Consider the following 16,398-nt stretch of genomic DNA (forward strand, 5'->3'; position numbering starts at 1 on the left):
ATATGTCTTGAAAAAAATGCTTGAAAAATAATTTCGATGGAGTGCCGGGAAGTCTGGTCGGCTATCGGCGCTCTCTGTTTGTTGTGGGTTGTGGGAGCGTCTATCCTTCTCTGGCTGGTAGCCAGCTTTAGCGAGGTCTCCATGTTTGATGAGGTCAAAAAGACGCTTGATGACTCCATGCGTGCGCTACTGAACTCATTCTGGTTCGTTCCCGCGCTTGTCTCGTTGTTTGGTCCGTTTCTGGCAATCTTTCTCCTGATGGTTGACCACACTTTTCAGGTCAAAAACGTGCCTCTGCTCTTCAGTGGTGGGTCAGCCGAAGCCAGCACGATTCTCTCGATTATTGCGGGTTCGCTCATCACGGTCGCGGGCCTCACCTTCTCCATCACCATCGTCGTCCTGCAACTGCTCTCCAGTCAGTATACACCACGCGCGCTGCGTAGCTTCCTTCAGGACCGCGTGACGCAGGTGGTTGCAGGGGGCTTCTTCGCCATTTTCGCCTACTCACTGATTGTGCTTATGACCGTGCGCGACCCCGCGCCTTTTGATCCCGGCTTTCTTCCCACGGTCAGCATCACCGTCGGGATCAATCTGGGTTTCCTCGGTCTAGCTCTGCTGCTGATCTTTATTCACCATACCGGGCAGATCATCCAGGTATCGGATATCGCCGCGCGCATCGCCACACAGACGATGGAGGCCATTGATGCGCCGTCCCCCACCTGGTCGCATGAGCTGCACAAGGACGAAGTCTTCTCCCTCATCCAGACCTGGCATACAAGCGAGAAACCAGCCCAGTTGCGCGCACCCCTTGCCGGTTACATTCAGCGCATCTCGATCACGCACCTGCTCCAGGATATCGAGTTCCTTCGGCTCCAGGTCCACCTGCTCGTCAGCCCCGGCGATTTCGTGACAGAGGAGACGGTCATCGCGCATATCTGGCCCGCGCACGCCGTCGATGAGGCCTTCCGGAAAACGCTGCTGCACTGTATCTACATCGAGCGCGAGCGCGACATTGCCCAGGATATCCGCTTCGGCGTTCGCCAACTCGCAGATATCGCTCTGCGTGCGCTCTCACCCGCAGTCAACGACCCGACAACCGGTATTCTCTGCATTAAGTATCTGCAAGCCGTGCTTGAACGCCTGGTACGCCGTCAATCGCAGCCGGACACCTATTACTTCAACAATCGGGCAGGCATACTGAAAATCCGACAGCCTTCCTTCGAGGAGTACCTGGCAGTCTTCGCCGAGATCAAGCACTACACCGGCGGCAACCAGCGCGTCGAGATCGTCCTGGCGAACGCGCTCAATGCTATTCACGATGTCGCAACCCGACTCCGCAATGAGGAGGATAGCGATCTCCTGGCGGCTTTCATCGCCGATTTTGCCCCCACTGGCAGCGCTCTCGAATCTCAGCCGGCAACGAGCGATCTGCCTTGCACTCTCCTCTGAAAAGCAAGAAGGCTACATGTAACTCGCCAGCAAAGTTTGCCGGATTGACTGATAGAATCGATTGAGGCAAACCTTGTTGGCAATCAGCACAGTGAGAATAACTGATTGAGCCTGAGTGGTAAGTGTTGCCCTATGCGGAGATGGGTGACAAGCGCAACCTTGGCGTCTCCCACGTCTTATATTCGTATCAATGAGGCACTTGCCTTGCAGGATGATAGTGATGATCGTTGTGGAGGTGAGGTAGAAGGTGGGCCAGTATAGGATTGTTTTCCTCGTGGTGTATGCTGGCCCATCTGTGTGGTTGGCTAGAATTCGTTGAGTCGTGTGTAAATGCCCCAGGCGGCGCAGAGACCGATGAGGGGGTAGAGTATAGCGCTGAGCGAGGTGTAGATGTTCAGGGTGTTCTGGGTGCTACTGAGTGTGATATTGTAGTGATCGTAGTTGGCTTTGCTCAGAGCAGTAACGGCGTCTGAGAAGGTGCCGAAGGCAGCGTTGGATGGTCCGGTGCTGATGACCTCAGCGTTATGGATATGCTGTGGATCGCTGCCGTTGTTGGCGGCTGCGCGGATCTGTCTGTCGATGGTAATGTATTTGTTCCAGCTAGAATGGATATCGGAGAGAGGTTGGATCTCTTCATTCCAGGTCTGGTTGTTCTGGGCGTTGGCGATTAGCTGTTGTACCTGCTGGATGTTGGTGCCCCAGTCAGCGGCCCAGTGGTCTGCACCACTCGCTGTGGTCGTATCGTTGAAGGTCAGCGCGATCAGCCAGCGAGACTCATCAGCGTTGGCATCGGTGCCGTAGCGTTTCAGTTTTGCTGCGTAGTAGACACTGTCGTAATCGTCTTTGACTAGTTGCCGATAGGCCCCGTCCTGACTGGCAGTATGTGTGCCTGGGAGTCCGGTGAAATTGAGCAGGGTACCAATGATCATAAGACTGAAGATCAGTCCGACGAGTAGCGACAGGCTGAGCCCGACATTGATCACACGGTGAGTGACCGCCGCCATACGCCAGGTAGAGATGAGCAGCCAGCCTACGAAGATAATACTGAGCAGTATGGCGCCGATAAGTGCGGTGTTTAAAAATGATATTACATCATTGTAGCCACCACCAGTACTGGTTGTCCCTTGCAGGTGGGTATAGTTGATATCGCTCAAACAGTCGATATTGTCTGCAATGCCGCCGTTGACCCAGGTGTTGGGTTGCGCCAGGTGCTGGTCGATACCAATGTGGCAGGCTGGCAGCGTTGACCTATCTTCAACGATACTCGGTTGGCGTTGAATCCTGGTGTGCAGGACACTGCTGGCTGCCAGGTAGGCCTGGTAAGCATTACGGAGATGACTATCCTGCGCATTAGCCGTGTTGCTAGCCTGGTCAAACTCGTGCTGCATGACAGTCAGGTGCCCGACATATTCCTCCATGCCAGCAGTAATGCGCTCCACAGCAGTACGCTCGCCAGGGTAGGTAACGTTGTGGGCAGCATTGAACAATTGTTGATTAGCCAGGATAATTTCAGCATCGATATTGAGCTGATCACAGTCATGGACGCGCCTGGGTCCTACATTTTTGCTGCCACTGGCAGTAACGACACTGTACGCTTCTATCTGGGTCAGCGGAGCAGTCGCAATGTAGTCAGCCGCCGCAGCATACTTCTCCTGCGCCTCCAGTAAGCGTCCGGTGTACCAGGCAACCTTCCAGTTACCAGGAGCCATACGCTGTACCTTCGTAACTTCAGCCAGAGCCATGCCAAATTCGCTGGTATCGATATACACTTCAGCGAGCCGGAGATGGGCGTCGACACTGTTGGGGTTAATCTTTGCGGCCTGTTTGTAAAAACTTTCCGCGCTAACGTAGTTGCCTCCACGTAGCGCCTGGTCACCAAAACGCAGGTGGTCGATCGCCTTATCACCCTCATCTAAGACCGCCTCACCGCGAAAGCCCAACTTGCCAGTCGTCGTCATAATCCCTGGCACAAAGAGATTCGAGCTCACAGGTACGCCTAGCGTGCCACCCACAATCTGACGCAGAACTCCAGCCAGCTGATCGCTCAATTGTTCCGCACTATGAAAACGTTGCGCAGGTTTGCTGTGCGTCCCCTTGGCCAGCAGACGATAGAGCGCAGGATAATCGCGAAAAGCCTTGTAGTATTCGGAGGATGGCATGCCAAAGATCGGATTTGCCAGGTCCATCTGCGTCATGAGATATGCAAGCGTATCGAGACAATATTGGCATGCTTGATCGCAGCCAGGAACTCGCGCTCTTTCACACTCTGAGCCACCATATCAGGATCATCATCGCTCAGCAGCGCCTTAATCACCACCTGGCGTTTCAAGACCTGGTCATACGCCAGGTAGACCGCACCCATACCGCCCGCCCCAATGACACGGATAATCTCATATTTATTATTAAGTATATTTCCCACCTGTAAGGTAGATGGTGGGCTTGCAACCGAGGTAGAGTTGCTCAAAGTAGTCGGTCCCGTAACACCTACATAACTAAAGCCACAACGATTACAAAACTTAACGCCCGGTATGCGTGGACCGTGACATTGGGGACACTGCTGAGCTGTCGGCGTGCTGGTAGGATTAACAACAGCACTATTCGTAGTTGCAGTTACAACCATGCCACACTGCTCGCAGATATCATCGCCTGGTTGTAGAGCACTGTGACAGTTAGGGCAGACAGCAGGAGTTGTCGCAGTAATCACGGCAGATGGAATGGCTGCAGGTAGCCGCATTGAAGCGGAGGCAGCAGTAAAAGTCGGAGCAGCCAGTGCACTATCAAGGACAGCGCCACAATTTTCGCAGATATCGTCACTGGCACCGACCGGTTGATGGCAATTAGGACAGTTGCGCATAGAAATCTCCTCATGAGACATTCCGAAAGCAGATATTGCTGGCCAACTCTCCTCGCCGCTCCGCGGCTCGCTTTTTCTGATATGTGATGGCCGCTCAACCTGCCACCACACAAATGATGTGAAGCGCCGAAGGCGCTGAAAAGTCGAGAGAAAAGGTTTGCCAGCAATATCGAAAGCAGAGAGTCTTCTGTGTACTCCACACCTCTCCACGTGGGGGCAGGCAGAGCAGGAATGGGAAAGGATTCACCTCCAAAACACTACGCCACCAACTTGAGAAAAAGCAAGAGCTACACATAAAGATTCGCTCAAGAATGGACATATTCGTTAAAGAGGGAGCTTTTCTTCTGAATGCTACCATAACAGACCCTTTCCTTGAGCACTTTTTGAAGGCTTCTCCCTCTCCTCTTACACCCCTTTGATATCTCCAAAGCTAGACTATATAGAGAACAATAAACGAGCGTGCTTACACTCGTATCCGTCTTTAACCAGCTATCACCAGCGTTCACGCATCCTTGCCCTGAACGTTAGCAACATCAAGCGAGGATTTTTATGAAGCAAAAACAAACCACACGTCCTGAGGCCGCGAAGGAAGAACCTGAGCAATCTTCCAGGAGCTTACACGAGCCTTCTCCCAGGAAAGACAATAACATCCTGAGCTATTCCTGGGGCGCCTTCAAGCTTTTCGCTCTCCTCCTACTGCTCTGCGGGGTGATCTTTCCCGCCCTCGTCTACGGCCTGGGTCAACTCCTCTTCCCTGACCAGGCCAACGGTAGCCTCCTCTACAATCAGCAACACCAGGTAATTGGTTCCCGTCTCATTGGACAGCAATTTACCCGCCCTGAATATTTTCATGGTCGCCCAAGCGCCGCGGGCTATAACGCCAGCAGTTCTAGCGGCTCTAACCTGGGGCCGACAAACCCCCAGTTGCTTGAAGGGAACGGCACACTCGTTACACTCAAGCCTGGTGACAAGATCCCGGACAACGCGACCCCCGTTGCGGGCAAACCTCATACCTACTACGTCCCCGGTACCTATGATGGTATCAAGACCTACGCCACCCAGTTCCTCAAAGAAAATGACCTGCCCCCCAATACCTTGCTTCCGGCCGATATTGTTACCGCCAGCGGCAGTGGCCTCGATCCGCATATCTCTGTCGAAGCCGCCCTGCTCCAGGTAGAACGCATTGTAAAGGCCCGCCATGGCTCAGACCGCAAGAATGCGACCCTGACAACTGAGCAGGTGCGAGCACTTATCGCCAAACATACCGATGGGCGGGATCTTGGCATCTTTGGAGAGCCACGCGTCAATGTGCTGGAACTCAACCTTGACCTGGATACCAACTATGGTTTACCCAGCGGGTCGCACTAAATACCTGGCGTCCTTGTAGCAGGAAGCCTGCAACAAAACGAAATGTAACGAAGGAAGAACGAAGATGAGTTCCTTAGCCCTCCTGCAATACGGAGCCTTTCTTTTGGTGGTGATCCTCCTGGTGAAGCCCGTGGGGATATACCTTAAGCGTGTCTTCGCGCGTGAACGAACCTGGCTTGATCCGCTCCTTTGCCCAGTCGAACGCGCCATCTACCGCGTAAGTAAACTTGATGCCACGCGTGAGATGAACTTTAGACAATATAGTATCTCCTTTATCGTCTTCACGCTGATTGGCACGCTGGCGCTCTATGCTCTGCTGCGTGTGCAACAGTTCCTCCCCTGGTTCGATGCGGCCCATATGACCACACCAATGACGCCAGACCTGGCCTTCAACACCGCCATTAGCTTCTCTACCACAACCACCTGGCAAGCCTACGCGGGTGAGACGACTATGAGCTATTTGACACAGATTGTTGGCCTCGCGACACAAAACTTCCTGGCCGGGGCGGCGGGCCTGGCAATTGGGATAGCCTTTATTCGCGGTCTGGCTCGGGAGCGCACACCCTTTCTGGGTAATTTCTGGTTCGACTTAGTACGCTCTCTCCTCTGGGTTCTTCTCCCCATCTCTCTGCTTGGTAGCCTGGTGCTCATCTGGCAGGGCGTGCCCATGAACTTTCATCCTTATACCGAGGTGAAGACGCTTGAGGGCAACACGCAGCTGATAGCGCAAGGCCCCATTGCCGCGCTTGAATGGATCAAGAACCTGGGTACCAATGGAGGGGGCTTCTTTAACGTCAATGGCGCCCATCCCTTTGAAAATCCCACTCCCCTGACAAACGTGCTTGAGATGCTGGCAATTGTGATACTACCAGCATCTCTCACCTATACCTTTGGCATGATGGTTGGCAATACGCGCCAGGGCTGGGTCCTTTTCTGGGCCATGACGATTCTCTTTGTCGCAGGTCTGCTTCTCTGCGGCTGGGCCGAACAACGCGGCAATCCCGCGCTCACGCCCTATATCACCGGCGGCGCCGGCAACATGGAGGGCAAAGAGGTCCGCTTTGGTATCGGCGGCTCTGTGCTGACGGCTATAACTACGTCAAACGGGGCGACCGGTTCATATAACTCCATGCATGACAGCTATACCCCCATCGGGGGCACAGTACCACTCGTCAATATGCTGCTGGGCGAAATCATCTATGGCGGCCTAGGGACCGGCATCTACAGTATCATCATGATAGCGCTAATTGGCCTCTTCCTGACTGGCCTGATGATTGGGCGTACCCCCGAGTACTTGGGCAAGAAAATCGAACCACCCGAGATGAAGCTCCTGGCGCTCTATACGCTCCTGGGTTCAATCGCGGTCGTGACCTTTACGGCCCTGGCGGTCGTCACCGCGCCCGGCCTGGCGGGCCTAACGACAAATACCGGGGCACATGGCCTCACCGAAATTCTGTATGCCTATGCCTCCTCAATGGCTAACAACGGCCAGAACTTCGCGGGGCTGAGCGCGAACTCGCCCTCCTACAACATCACCACGGCCATTGTCATGCTTATTGGACGCTTTGGCCTGGCCATTCCAGCCCTGGCGCTGGCTGGCAAGTTCAGCATGCAAGATCGACGCCCAATGTCCATCGGAAAATTCCATACCGATTCCGTTATGTTTGGCACGGTGATCATTTTTACCGCCATCATCGTTGTCGGCCTGACCTACTTTGCCGCCCTCTCCCTCGGGCCAATTGCCGAGCAATTACACCTGGGGTAGAGCTATATCTTGACCATCTTTTGATATCCAGCACTCGCCTTCATACACTTTTTTGATTGTTTATCGGATACAGTAGAAGAGCATACACCTCTACTCTGATGGAGTAGAGGTGAGGCAGTTCAAGACTTCTAGGCGTTCACGAGGAGTTACGATCTATGATAAACGCATCAGTACCGGCGGCCGATCGGCCATGGAACAGGCATGAGTTCATCCCCATGGGACATACCAGCACCAACAAATGCTCATTTTCCCAACTCAAAGGCAAGACCTTTGTCATCAAGTTAGGGGGCAGCACCCTGGAGTATCAGCGGAGCGTGCTCCAAGATTGCATCTGTTTACAAATTCTGGGTGCGAACATCGTCCTGGTACATGGAGGAGGACCCATCATCAACGAGTGGCTCTCGAAGCTCCACATCCCCATTCACTTTGAACATGGCCTGCGGGTGACAGACGCCCAGACGCTGGACGTGGTGCGCATGGTTTTATGTGGCCAAATCAATCAAGAGATCGTGACCACGATAGCGCGCCTTGGCGGACAGGCTGTTGGCCTCTGTGGCACCGATGGCAACCTGATACAGGGACACATCGCTGACGAGCGCCTGGGCTATGTGGGCGACATAGACACGATCAATCCCACCCTGATACGCCAGGTGCTTGATGATGGGTATATACCAGTCCTGGCTCCCCTGGGTTTGGGACCTGACGGCAGCAGCCTCAACATGAACGCGGACCTGGTCGCCTCTCACCTTGCCGGCGCACTAAACGCAACCCGGTTAACATTTCTAAGTAATATTGACGGCATCTACAATGCTGATGGTACAATCATCTCAGAGTTGAATGAGCAACAGGCCCAGGCACTGATTGGAGAACATGTCATTCGAGACGGCATGCTTCCCAAGGTACACGCCTGCCTACACGCTCTTGAGGAGGTACCCTGCGTCCAGATCGCGAATGGCTGCACCTCACATGTGCTCTTGCATACTCTGGAAGACCTCCCGATAGGGACAAAATTCGTACGCTAAATCAGTGCTACTTACGTACGCGCCTACGCCTCCGGGCTAGATGTAAGCGCCCTGCATAGACACGTACGTAAGTAGTGCAATGCACCGCAATATACATATGCTTGAGGAGGCTGCGATGCGTACTATACAACAGATTCCCCAGGTCCCCGTACAACTCAAAAGAAACTGGCGAAGTTACCTTATAGACAGCACGCTGGGCATCGCCGGAGCCTTGCTATGTACCGCGTTCATCTACGTGTTTCACCTCTATCCTACGATCCCGAACATTTCCGTGATCTATCTCCTGCTCATTCTGGCCCTGGCAAGTACGCGAGGCCGCTATGCAGCCCTGCTCGCGGCACTTGTAGCTGTCTTCTCCTTTGACTTCTGGCTTGTCCCTCCTCTCTACACATTTACCATCTCGCGCTGGGAGGAGGTGCTGGCGCTCATTGTCTTTCTAGTGGCAGCCTTGCTAACCGGGCAACTGGCTGGCATCATGCGCCGCAGCATCCAGGAGGCCTGGCGACGCGAACGCGAGGCACGTATCCTCTATGAAGTTGGGCGCGTGATTAATAGTACAGAACAGCTTTCCGAACAATTGCAGAGCATTGCTTTGTCCATGGTCAGAGTCTTTGCGCCCTGGGGCGTGCAGGCATGCGCCCTGCTCCTTCCCGATAAGCAGGGCAACCTCGTGCGCCAGGCAGAGGCCCCAATAAGCATCGAAGACTTCGTCCTCTCGCCCTCAGAGCTTGCTTCCGCCAAAAAGCTCACGGGGCAGACGAGCCTGGAGAAGCCGCTCCCCTCCATCGCGCACCCTGAGGAGGAGGGTCAGATCCTGCGTCTCATCCCGCTGCGTACACCTAGCCAGGTCCTGGGCGTGCTCTGCCTGCGCCTCAAACATCCCATCCCCTGGCTGGCCGATGATCAACTCTTCCACGAAGAGGAGCGACGCCATACAGAGTGGGCCACCTTCTTCTGGACCTTTCTCGACCAGGCCATCCTGGTCATTGAACGCGCCCACTTCCGCATGCAAGCTCTCTCAGCGAATGAACAATAGCATTGAGCCGTGATAGCTGGACGCTGCTAATGGGCTTTCAAAAAAATAATCTGGGAACGTCTGTGGACGACGCGTACATGAGTATCGTCGCGTGGGCTGTGCTGGGAGGCTGCGCTGCTAAAGCACGTGCTTTAGCAGCGCAGCCCCCAAACATGCTCGACAGGATTCACTTCGGGGCTGTACGCAGGCTGAGGGATCAACCGGATATTTGCTGGGATGAGCAACTCCTGAGTACGATGCCATCCCGCTTGATCGACTTGCATGACAATGAAATGATCCGAGAAGCTACGGCTAACATGTTCCAGGAAGAGGTTCATCATCGCTGTAGAGATCTCCGGCAAAATCAGCGAAACTAGCTGACCTTGCGCAGGGGCGACTGCGGCATAGGCATACACATATTCTCGCACGAGTTGAGCTGGGACATGAGGGCGGACGCCGGGAGGGGCACAACAGCGTCTCACCTGACTGATCCGGCCAAAACACCCTTCATCTTGCGCCATGATGAGGATAGGGCGTTCATCGCCCGGTTCGCGCATGGCAACTGCTGCATCCACCAGAGCGGGGAAGTTTTTTTTAAACGCCTCTTGCGTCTCCAGATCGCTTTTCGGATGCTTGGGCCGCGGCATCACCTTGCGCCAGCCATGCCGATTGAGCAAGCGATAGATGGTGCTGTCATCGACACTGTGCCCGACGCGTTGTTCAAAGATGCTGCTCTGTTTCACGAGCCGCACTCACGTGCTTCACGAGCCATTCGGCCACGTCTTCTCGCACTGCTGGTCACTGGAGATCGCCGTGAGAACCTGGCGAGCGAGGCTGCTCTCACGGTCATACTCGCCAGACCCTTGACTCCTGGGTCTTTAGAAGGACCGATAGGAGCTGGCTGCCGTCAACTGTTCGGCGGTCGGCGGCTCAGCTATCCAGGTCTTGAAGTTCTCTGCGAACGCCCGATATTCCGGCAAGGCCAACAAAGGATTGTCTACCCCGTCGTCAGTGACGAGGAGAGTGACAAAGTTCTCACCGTCGGGGAGCGGGCAGACGGCATACAGAATGCCCTGCGGCCGTTCTCGTTCAAGCGCCTCCAGCACGCGCTTGCCCGCCGCATCGATTTCGGCGCGCTTGTCGGGCTTCACTTTGGTATGGGAAATCGCTACTTTCATGGGAACATTTCCTTTCACTTTTACACCTGGTTCGTTGTGCTTTTCCAATGGCGGCCGGTGGAGAACACCCACCATCGGCGCATCTTGATCTTGACAGGGTCGTCCAGTCGGCGGATCATCGGGGAGTGCGTCTCCCCTGTCACATCGGCCGGGTTTCCTTCGTCATTACTTCGACGAAACAAAACGAAGGAATGTGACCGATGGACGAATATACCTGGTTAGCGCAGCGCTTCGAGGCCGAGCGCCCCCACCTGCGGGCAGTGGCCTATCGGCTGCTGGGTCGGCTCGACGAGGTGGACGATGCCGTGCAGGAGTCCTGGCTGCGTCTCAGCAGCTCCGATCCCAGCAGCATCGCGAACCTGGGCGCATGGTTGATGACGGTGGTCGCACGGGTGTGCCTCGATATGCTCCGTGCTCGTCACGCGCGGCGCGAGGAGTCCCTGGAAGCGTCGGTGCCTCAAGCAGTGACGGGCGGTGAAAGAGCGATCGACCCGGAGCAAGAGATGGAACTGGCCGATTCGGTGGGTCTGGCGCTGCTGGTGGTGCTCGATACGCTTGCTCCCGCCGAGCGCCTCGCCTTTGTCCTGCACGACATCTTCGCCGTGCCCTTCGACGAGATCGCGCCTATCGTGGAGCGTGAAGTCGCCGCGGCCAGGCAGCTTGCCAGCCGTGCACGCCGCCGGGTGCGAGCAAGAGCACCCATGCAGGATGCAGACCTGGCCGCCAGCCGAGAAGTGGTCGAAGCCTTTCTCACCGCCGCGCGCGAAGGGAACTTCGACGCGCTGCTTGCCGTGCTCGATCCAGATGTGGTGCTCCGACGCTATCAAATGTCCGTGCCTGCGGGCGTACCAGGAGAGATTCATGGTGCGGCGGCTGTGGCGAAACAGTTTGTGGGACGTGCCCAGGCAACACAACCAGCGCTGGTGAATGGCTCAGTGGGAGTCGTCGTGGCCCCGTACGGGCGGCTGCTCAGCGTCCTCGATCTCTCAACCAGGGGAGGCAAGATCACCGCGATCACCGCGATTTCCGATCCTGCACGCCTGCGCCAGTTGCACCTTGCGGTCCTCGACGACTGACAAGCCGCTGCTCTCTGCAGCACATACCTGAATACCTATTCGGCGGTCTCGCCAGTGCTCTCTCGAGCAACAGACGGAGTACGAGGGGGAGGCCGCATTCCCTTTGATGCGTTGCACTATAGGTCGGAGATTGGAGAAAAACAGGTGGAGTCGATGGGAAGAAAGCGGGGGAGACCACCATTCTTTCTACGATAGATTGCGAATTGGTATTAAAAGAGCTTTCGCAGCGTCCAGCAACAGCCAATAAGCAAACTTTCTGCTCACTCATTTCTCACGCTATCCTCCCCACACCGCCCACCATGCCTTCTGCTACCTACCCATATGTCCTATCGGGTGCAAATGAAGTAAAATATTCACCAATTTCGATGAATCTCCACCAAATAGCAACCATCTAGACATGCTACAAACACCGAAATTACATAGATAACCATCTATACTGTTTCTGGTGCCATTTCTGCTCTTCACTCTTTTTTAATACGACTCCTAGAGCTGGAGAACATTATGCCGAAAAATTCCTTTTTTCGTCGCATGCCCAGAGTGTTATTTGCCTCCACTGCTATGCTTGGCCTGCTGGCTAGCTTCACGCTAGGCACCGGCCAGGCGGCGCACGCGGCTGGACACGTCAATCCGAATGCGGTCACCATCAACCCACAGCACGTATATGCGGGTAAGGTCCAGGATGGTCCCACGTTCAAGTGCCAGTCTGCGACTGCGGCAGTTCGCTGCTACGGTCCACAGCAGATTCGCACGGCATATAACATTCAGTCCGTTCTTAATTCCGGTATCACCGGCAAGGGTCGCAACATTGTGATCGTCGACGCCTTTAGCGCTCCGGCGATTGCCAGTGATTTGCAACTCTTCGATAAGACCTTTGGTCTTCAGGATGCGCCCCTCAATATCATCGCTCCTGATGGTCTAACACCTTTTGATCCCAACGATGCCAACCAGGTCGGCTGGTCTGGTGAGATCTCCCTGGATGTCGAGTGGGCGCATGCCGTCGCTCCCGACGCCACGATCAACCTGGTCCTGGCCAAAACCAATAACGATGAGGATATCCTCAGCGCGACCCGTTACGCGGTTGACCACAACCTGGGCGATGTGATCTCACAGAGCTTTGGTGAGGGCGAGACCTGTGTCGATCCCAAGCTGCTCAAGAAAGAGCATCAGCTCTTCTTTGAGGCGACCCAGAAGCACATCACGCTCTTTGCCTCCGCTGGCGACCAGGGTTCTTCGCAGCCTAGCTGCGATGGCTCCGGCAACTTCTTTCTGAGCGCATCTTCTCCCGCTGCTGATCCCCTGGTGACCTCCATTGGCGGTACTCAGCTCATCGCTGATCCCGTGACCGGTGCGTACCAGAGTGAGGTAGTCTGGAATGAGCCTCAGTTTGGCAGCGCGGGCGGCGGTGGCTTCAGCACCATCTACCGCAAGCCATTCTACCAGTACGGCACCCAGGGGATTAAAAACTTCCGTGGCGAGCCTGACGTCTCCTACAATGCCGCCATCAATGGTGGTGTGCTGACCGTCTGGAGTGAGTCTGGAATTACTGGCGGAATCTTCATCTTCGGTGGCACCAGCGCCGGGTCTCCCCAGTGGGCAGGCATCACTGCGCTTGGCGCGCAGAAGGCCAACCATCGCCTGGGCTTCCTCAATCCCGCTTTCTATCTGATTGGGCATACCTCGCTCGCCAAACAGGTCTTCCACGACACCACTGTTGGCAATAACGGCTATGCCTACGCAGACGCCAACGGGAATACGGTCACCATTCCTGGCTACAGCGCCGGTAAAGGCTGGGATGCGGCAACCGGTTGGGGTACCCCCGACGTCTCCAAACTCCTGTCCGTGCTTATACCATTCTCCTGCGGCGAGAACAATGCCGCAAACATTGCTTCACTACACTAATGTAATAGGCTTCTAAAGAAGAGCAAGAGGCCCACACAGAGAAGCGGAGGACTCGCCAATGAGTCCTCCGCTTCTCTGTGTTCTATCCCAGCCCGACGCTGCAAAAGCACGCGTCGCGGACCACACATCGTTCTAGAGGGATACGAGGAAGCTAAACCGTTCTGCCTGATTACTGCACGCTTATCCGATAAGGGACCCAACTCTGCTAGCAGCTTACCGAGTAGCTCGTAAAGTCTTTGTTCCCCAGATAGGTGTAGCGCCCCTTGTAGCCAATAGAGGGACTCTGGCGCGAGAACCAGGAGAAGTTGACCTCGTCCTGGAGGGTATAGCCATCCTTGTGGAAGACGACGCCCACCAGGGGATCACCAACCTCAAGGACATCGCTGCACCCATACTGCGGCTCAGATGGCACCGACCAGCTTGGTACAACATTAGTTGTGTATGGGTCAGCAACCCACTCAGCCAGCTCATGACTCAAGGCACCCGTGTTCGAGAAGCCACTGTAGAGGTACTGGTCGTAGTACGACGCCCAGGCATAGGTCAGGTCGCCAGGTAGGCCCTGCCCGGTCGAGTTATGATAACCACCCACGCCCAGCTCGATGAGCACATCATAGGTCAAGAAGATGGTCAGGCCGTTGGAGGTTGCCTTGTATTGCCCCAGCAACTGCTGCATCTGTGTATCCCACCAGTTGATATCATCGATATTGCCATAAATGTGGTTGGTATTCGTGGATACGAGCTCGCCCTGACCCGGAGCAACATTGATAGTAAAGGTCTTCTTAACGTTGGGTTTGTCCAGCAGGACGTGATAGTTAGGGCTGAACTTCTGGATCGATTTCCAGAACGAGGCACGCTGAATGGCATCGGTATACTGCGTATGTCCGGTCTGGAAATCCTCTTTTTTGAAGAGAGGCGAATCTGTTACAGAATCGACTTTCTTCGATCCATCAAACACAGTATTCCCAAAGACTACCTTGATGGGTACGATATTGACTGGAATTTTGGTCGTCTTCGATCCCTGCGTGGGGTCGGTACCAACCATGGTATAGGGGTAAGTGACTCCATCAACCGTGAACGTCGAGGTCCATGTCGCCAGGGCGGCAGGAACATGGTTGCTCCTCAAGGCATTCTTGGGCGGGTCATGATGGAAATAGTAGAAACGTGGTGTGATGTTCGATGCCGCACTGGTGGCAGCCGCTGCCGATCCACTGCCCATCAAAGAGATGCTTAAAGCCAGCAGCGTAGACAGCATCAACACACCCAGAGACGAGAGGTTTAGCATTTTTTTGTGTAAGGCCACAGATTTTCTCCCTTTTTGTGATTTTTTATATGCATCGAGGCCATAAGGGTTATAAGCAATCAGGCAGAACTTGGCGCCCCTCGATATCCCAGGAGAAATTCTTCGTCTATCCAGAAGCTTCAACCTACAGAGGCTTACTATCAGTTTTCAGCTCTGGCTAACCACTGAAACGCCGTAACGTATGCAAAAAGTTAAACTTCTGATTAAAACTTCCGAAAGGATCGAATACCTCAAAAGTATAAATTGTCGCGTATAGAAAATCAAGTCATTCTATCAGCATTTTAGCGCTAGTTTGTCAAAAATCCCCATAAAGGGGTATAAGCATGTGAGATGCGGCATTGTTGCGTTTCTCATGCTTATACCTCGCTTAATACTTAGGGCGCGCTCTAAGTCAAGAAGCCAACCAGGACTTTCGGGGAATCACATAGAAAGATCTTCATGTTCTCCGTCTTATATATTGAGAAAGCGAATAAGCAGGTAGTAAACAGCGATACTGAGGATCAGGAGAGAGGACCCATGCGCCGAATGTCTCTTTTACGTGTGCAAGGTATGCGTATAATGGCGAGTCTTTCCATGCTCCTCGTCCTCTGCGTCATCACCGCGTGCAGCATGGGTTCCTCATCGTCTTCCGCGCCTCTTCCTCGCAAGGCTCAGGTTGCTATGCCGATTTCCACACCTCCTAAAGATGGCTGGCACTTCTCCTCACGCCCAACGCCAACTCCCGTGCCACCAACGCCTACAAAGCCTGCTCCTACCACCGTTACTACTACAATGGGCATGCTGCCCCCTGGCTCAGCTCTGCCTGGCGAGGCGGAGTGCGCCGCCCGCGTTCAACGCTCATCCTGGGAGCCACGCCCCCAGAACGCCGACGCCAATCATCGCGTGCCCACAACATCCCAACTGGCCCAGCTTGACCCCAAACAAAACAAATACACCCACCAGATCACCGGCAACTTCACCGGCACTACCGACGAGATCCTGCAATGGGTGGCCTGCAAATGGGGCATCGATCCCGATATCGTACGCGCCCAGGCAGTAGTAGAATCCTACTGGGTGCAAAGCACCAAGGGCGGCGCTACCACCAATCAGTCTGTCTGTCCGCCTGGCACCTGGGATGGCAAGGCCTGCTATCAATACTGGGGCCTGCTCCAGCTCACCTACCAGTACTGGAAGAGCGCCTGGCCGATGATGCGCGACGATACCGCCTTTGGCGCCGAGTACGTCTATGGCCTCATTCGCACCTGCTATGATGGCCAGGCCAGCTACACCAACGCTCCCACAGCAGGTTATCCCCCCTATCATGCGGGCGACATCTGGGGATGTATGGGCTCCTGGTACAGCGGTCAGTGGTATCCCGCTAACGCCCTCGACTACATTAGCTCCGTCAAAAAACACTATACCAACAAGACCTGGCGCACCTATCAATACTTCTGATAGCGCACACAGGGGTCCAGGGGTAATCCCTGGCGAGG

The 16,398-nt window shown here is 54.8% G+C and carries 13 protein-coding genes; 8 read left to right on the top strand and 5 right to left on the bottom strand.

The window, feature by feature from the left end:
• Positions 1–36: 36 nt before the first annotated feature.
• Positions 37–1,449 carry a DUF2254 domain-containing protein gene (locus KRAC_RS19745; RefSeq protein WP_040443904.1) on the top strand — a complete coding sequence of 471 codons (1,413 nt, stop codon included), beginning with the start codon at positions 37–39 and terminating at the stop codon, positions 1,447–1,449.
• A gap of 305 nt (positions 1,450–1,754) precedes the next feature.
• Here the strand turns inward: KRAC_RS19745 and KRAC_RS19750 are convergent, their stop codons facing one another.
• Together KRAC_RS19750 and KRAC_RS66225 are read right to left on the bottom strand one after the other, a co-directional pair.
• Positions 1,755–3,644 carry a tetratricopeptide repeat protein gene (locus tag KRAC_RS19750; RefSeq protein WP_007910050.1) on the bottom strand — a complete coding sequence of 630 codons (1,890 nt, stop codon included), beginning with the start codon at positions 3,642–3,644 and terminating at the stop codon, positions 1,755–1,757.
• The gene (locus KRAC_RS66225; protein ID WP_007910052.1) at positions 3,641–4,303 is read right to left on the bottom strand and encodes a zinc ribbon domain-containing protein; all 663 of its coding nucleotides are present in this window, start codon (positions 4,301–4,303) and stop codon (positions 3,641–3,643) included. Before KRAC_RS66225 ends, KRAC_RS19750 begins: the two co-directional genes overlap by 4 nt.
• 549 nt (positions 4,304–4,852) lie before the next feature.
• Between KRAC_RS66225 and KRAC_RS19755 the strand changes: the two genes are divergently transcribed.
• The 4 genes from KRAC_RS19755 (at position 4,853) to KRAC_RS19770 (ending at position 9,494) form a co-directional block, all read left to right on the top strand.
• Positions 4,853–5,671, top strand: a complete 819-nt coding sequence (locus KRAC_RS19755) for a potassium-transporting ATPase subunit C (protein ID WP_007910054.1) — start codon at positions 4,853–4,855, stop codon at positions 5,669–5,671.
• A 64-nt stretch (positions 5,672–5,735) separates the two neighbouring features.
• Positions 5,736–7,436, top strand: coding sequence for a potassium-transporting ATPase subunit KdpA (gene kdpA, locus KRAC_RS19760; RefSeq protein WP_007910056.1), 1,701 nt, complete (start codon positions 5,736–5,738; stop codon positions 7,434–7,436).
• Positions 7,437–7,591: 155 nt separating this feature from the next.
• A complete protein-coding gene (gene argB / locus KRAC_RS19765; protein WP_007910058.1) occupies positions 7,592–8,458 on the top strand; it encodes an acetylglutamate kinase in 867 nt (288 codons plus the stop codon).
• A gap of 115 nt (positions 8,459–8,573) precedes the next feature.
• The gene (locus KRAC_RS19770) at positions 8,574–9,494 is read left to right on the top strand and encodes a DUF4118 domain-containing protein (RefSeq protein WP_040443906.1); all 921 of its coding nucleotides are present in this window, start codon (positions 8,574–8,576) and stop codon (positions 9,492–9,494) included.
• Between the two features lie 131 nt (positions 9,495–9,625).
• Here the strand turns inward: KRAC_RS19770 and KRAC_RS66230 are convergent, their stop codons facing one another.
• Positions 9,626–10,216, bottom strand: coding sequence for an IS630 family transposase (locus tag KRAC_RS66230; protein ID WP_007910061.1), 591 nt, complete (start codon positions 10,214–10,216; stop codon positions 9,626–9,628).
• Between the two features lie 135 nt (positions 10,217–10,351).
• Positions 10,352–10,651 (bottom strand): hypothetical protein, encoded by a 300-nt coding sequence (locus KRAC_RS19780; RefSeq protein WP_007910063.1) that lies wholly within the window; start codon positions 10,649–10,651, stop codon positions 10,352–10,354.
• Positions 10,652–10,851: 200 nt separating this feature from the next.
• On the opposite strand from KRAC_RS19780, the gene KRAC_RS19785 reads away from it, so the two are divergent.
• Entirely contained in the window at positions 10,852–11,727 is an 876-nt protein-coding gene (locus tag KRAC_RS19785; RefSeq protein WP_007910064.1) for a sigma-70 family RNA polymerase sigma factor, read from the top strand.
• A 501-nt stretch (positions 11,728–12,228) separates the two neighbouring features.
• Positions 12,229–13,626, top strand: a complete 1,398-nt coding sequence (locus KRAC_RS19790) for a S53 family peptidase (protein ID WP_007910067.1) — start codon at positions 12,229–12,231, stop codon at positions 13,624–13,626.
• A 205-nt stretch (positions 13,627–13,831) separates the two neighbouring features.
• Here KRAC_RS19790 and KRAC_RS19795 read toward each other — a convergent pair whose 3' ends face one another.
• Complete coding sequence (locus KRAC_RS19795; protein ID WP_007910069.1) at positions 13,832–14,926, bottom strand: hypothetical protein; 1,095 nt, start codon at positions 14,924–14,926, stop codon at positions 13,832–13,834.
• A gap of 516 nt (positions 14,927–15,442) precedes the next feature.
• Between KRAC_RS19795 and KRAC_RS19800 the strand changes: the two genes are divergently transcribed.
• Positions 15,443–16,360, top strand: a complete 918-nt coding sequence (locus KRAC_RS19800) for a hypothetical protein (RefSeq protein ID WP_007910070.1) — start codon at positions 15,443–15,445, stop codon at positions 16,358–16,360.
• Positions 16,361–16,398: the final 38 nt, after the last annotated feature.

The sequence above is a fragment of the Ktedonobacter racemifer DSM 44963 genome, from assembly GCF_000178855.1.
In the GTDB taxonomy this organism is placed as follows: domain Bacteria; phylum Chloroflexota; class Ktedonobacteria; order Ktedonobacterales; family Ktedonobacteraceae; genus Ktedonobacter; species Ktedonobacter racemifer.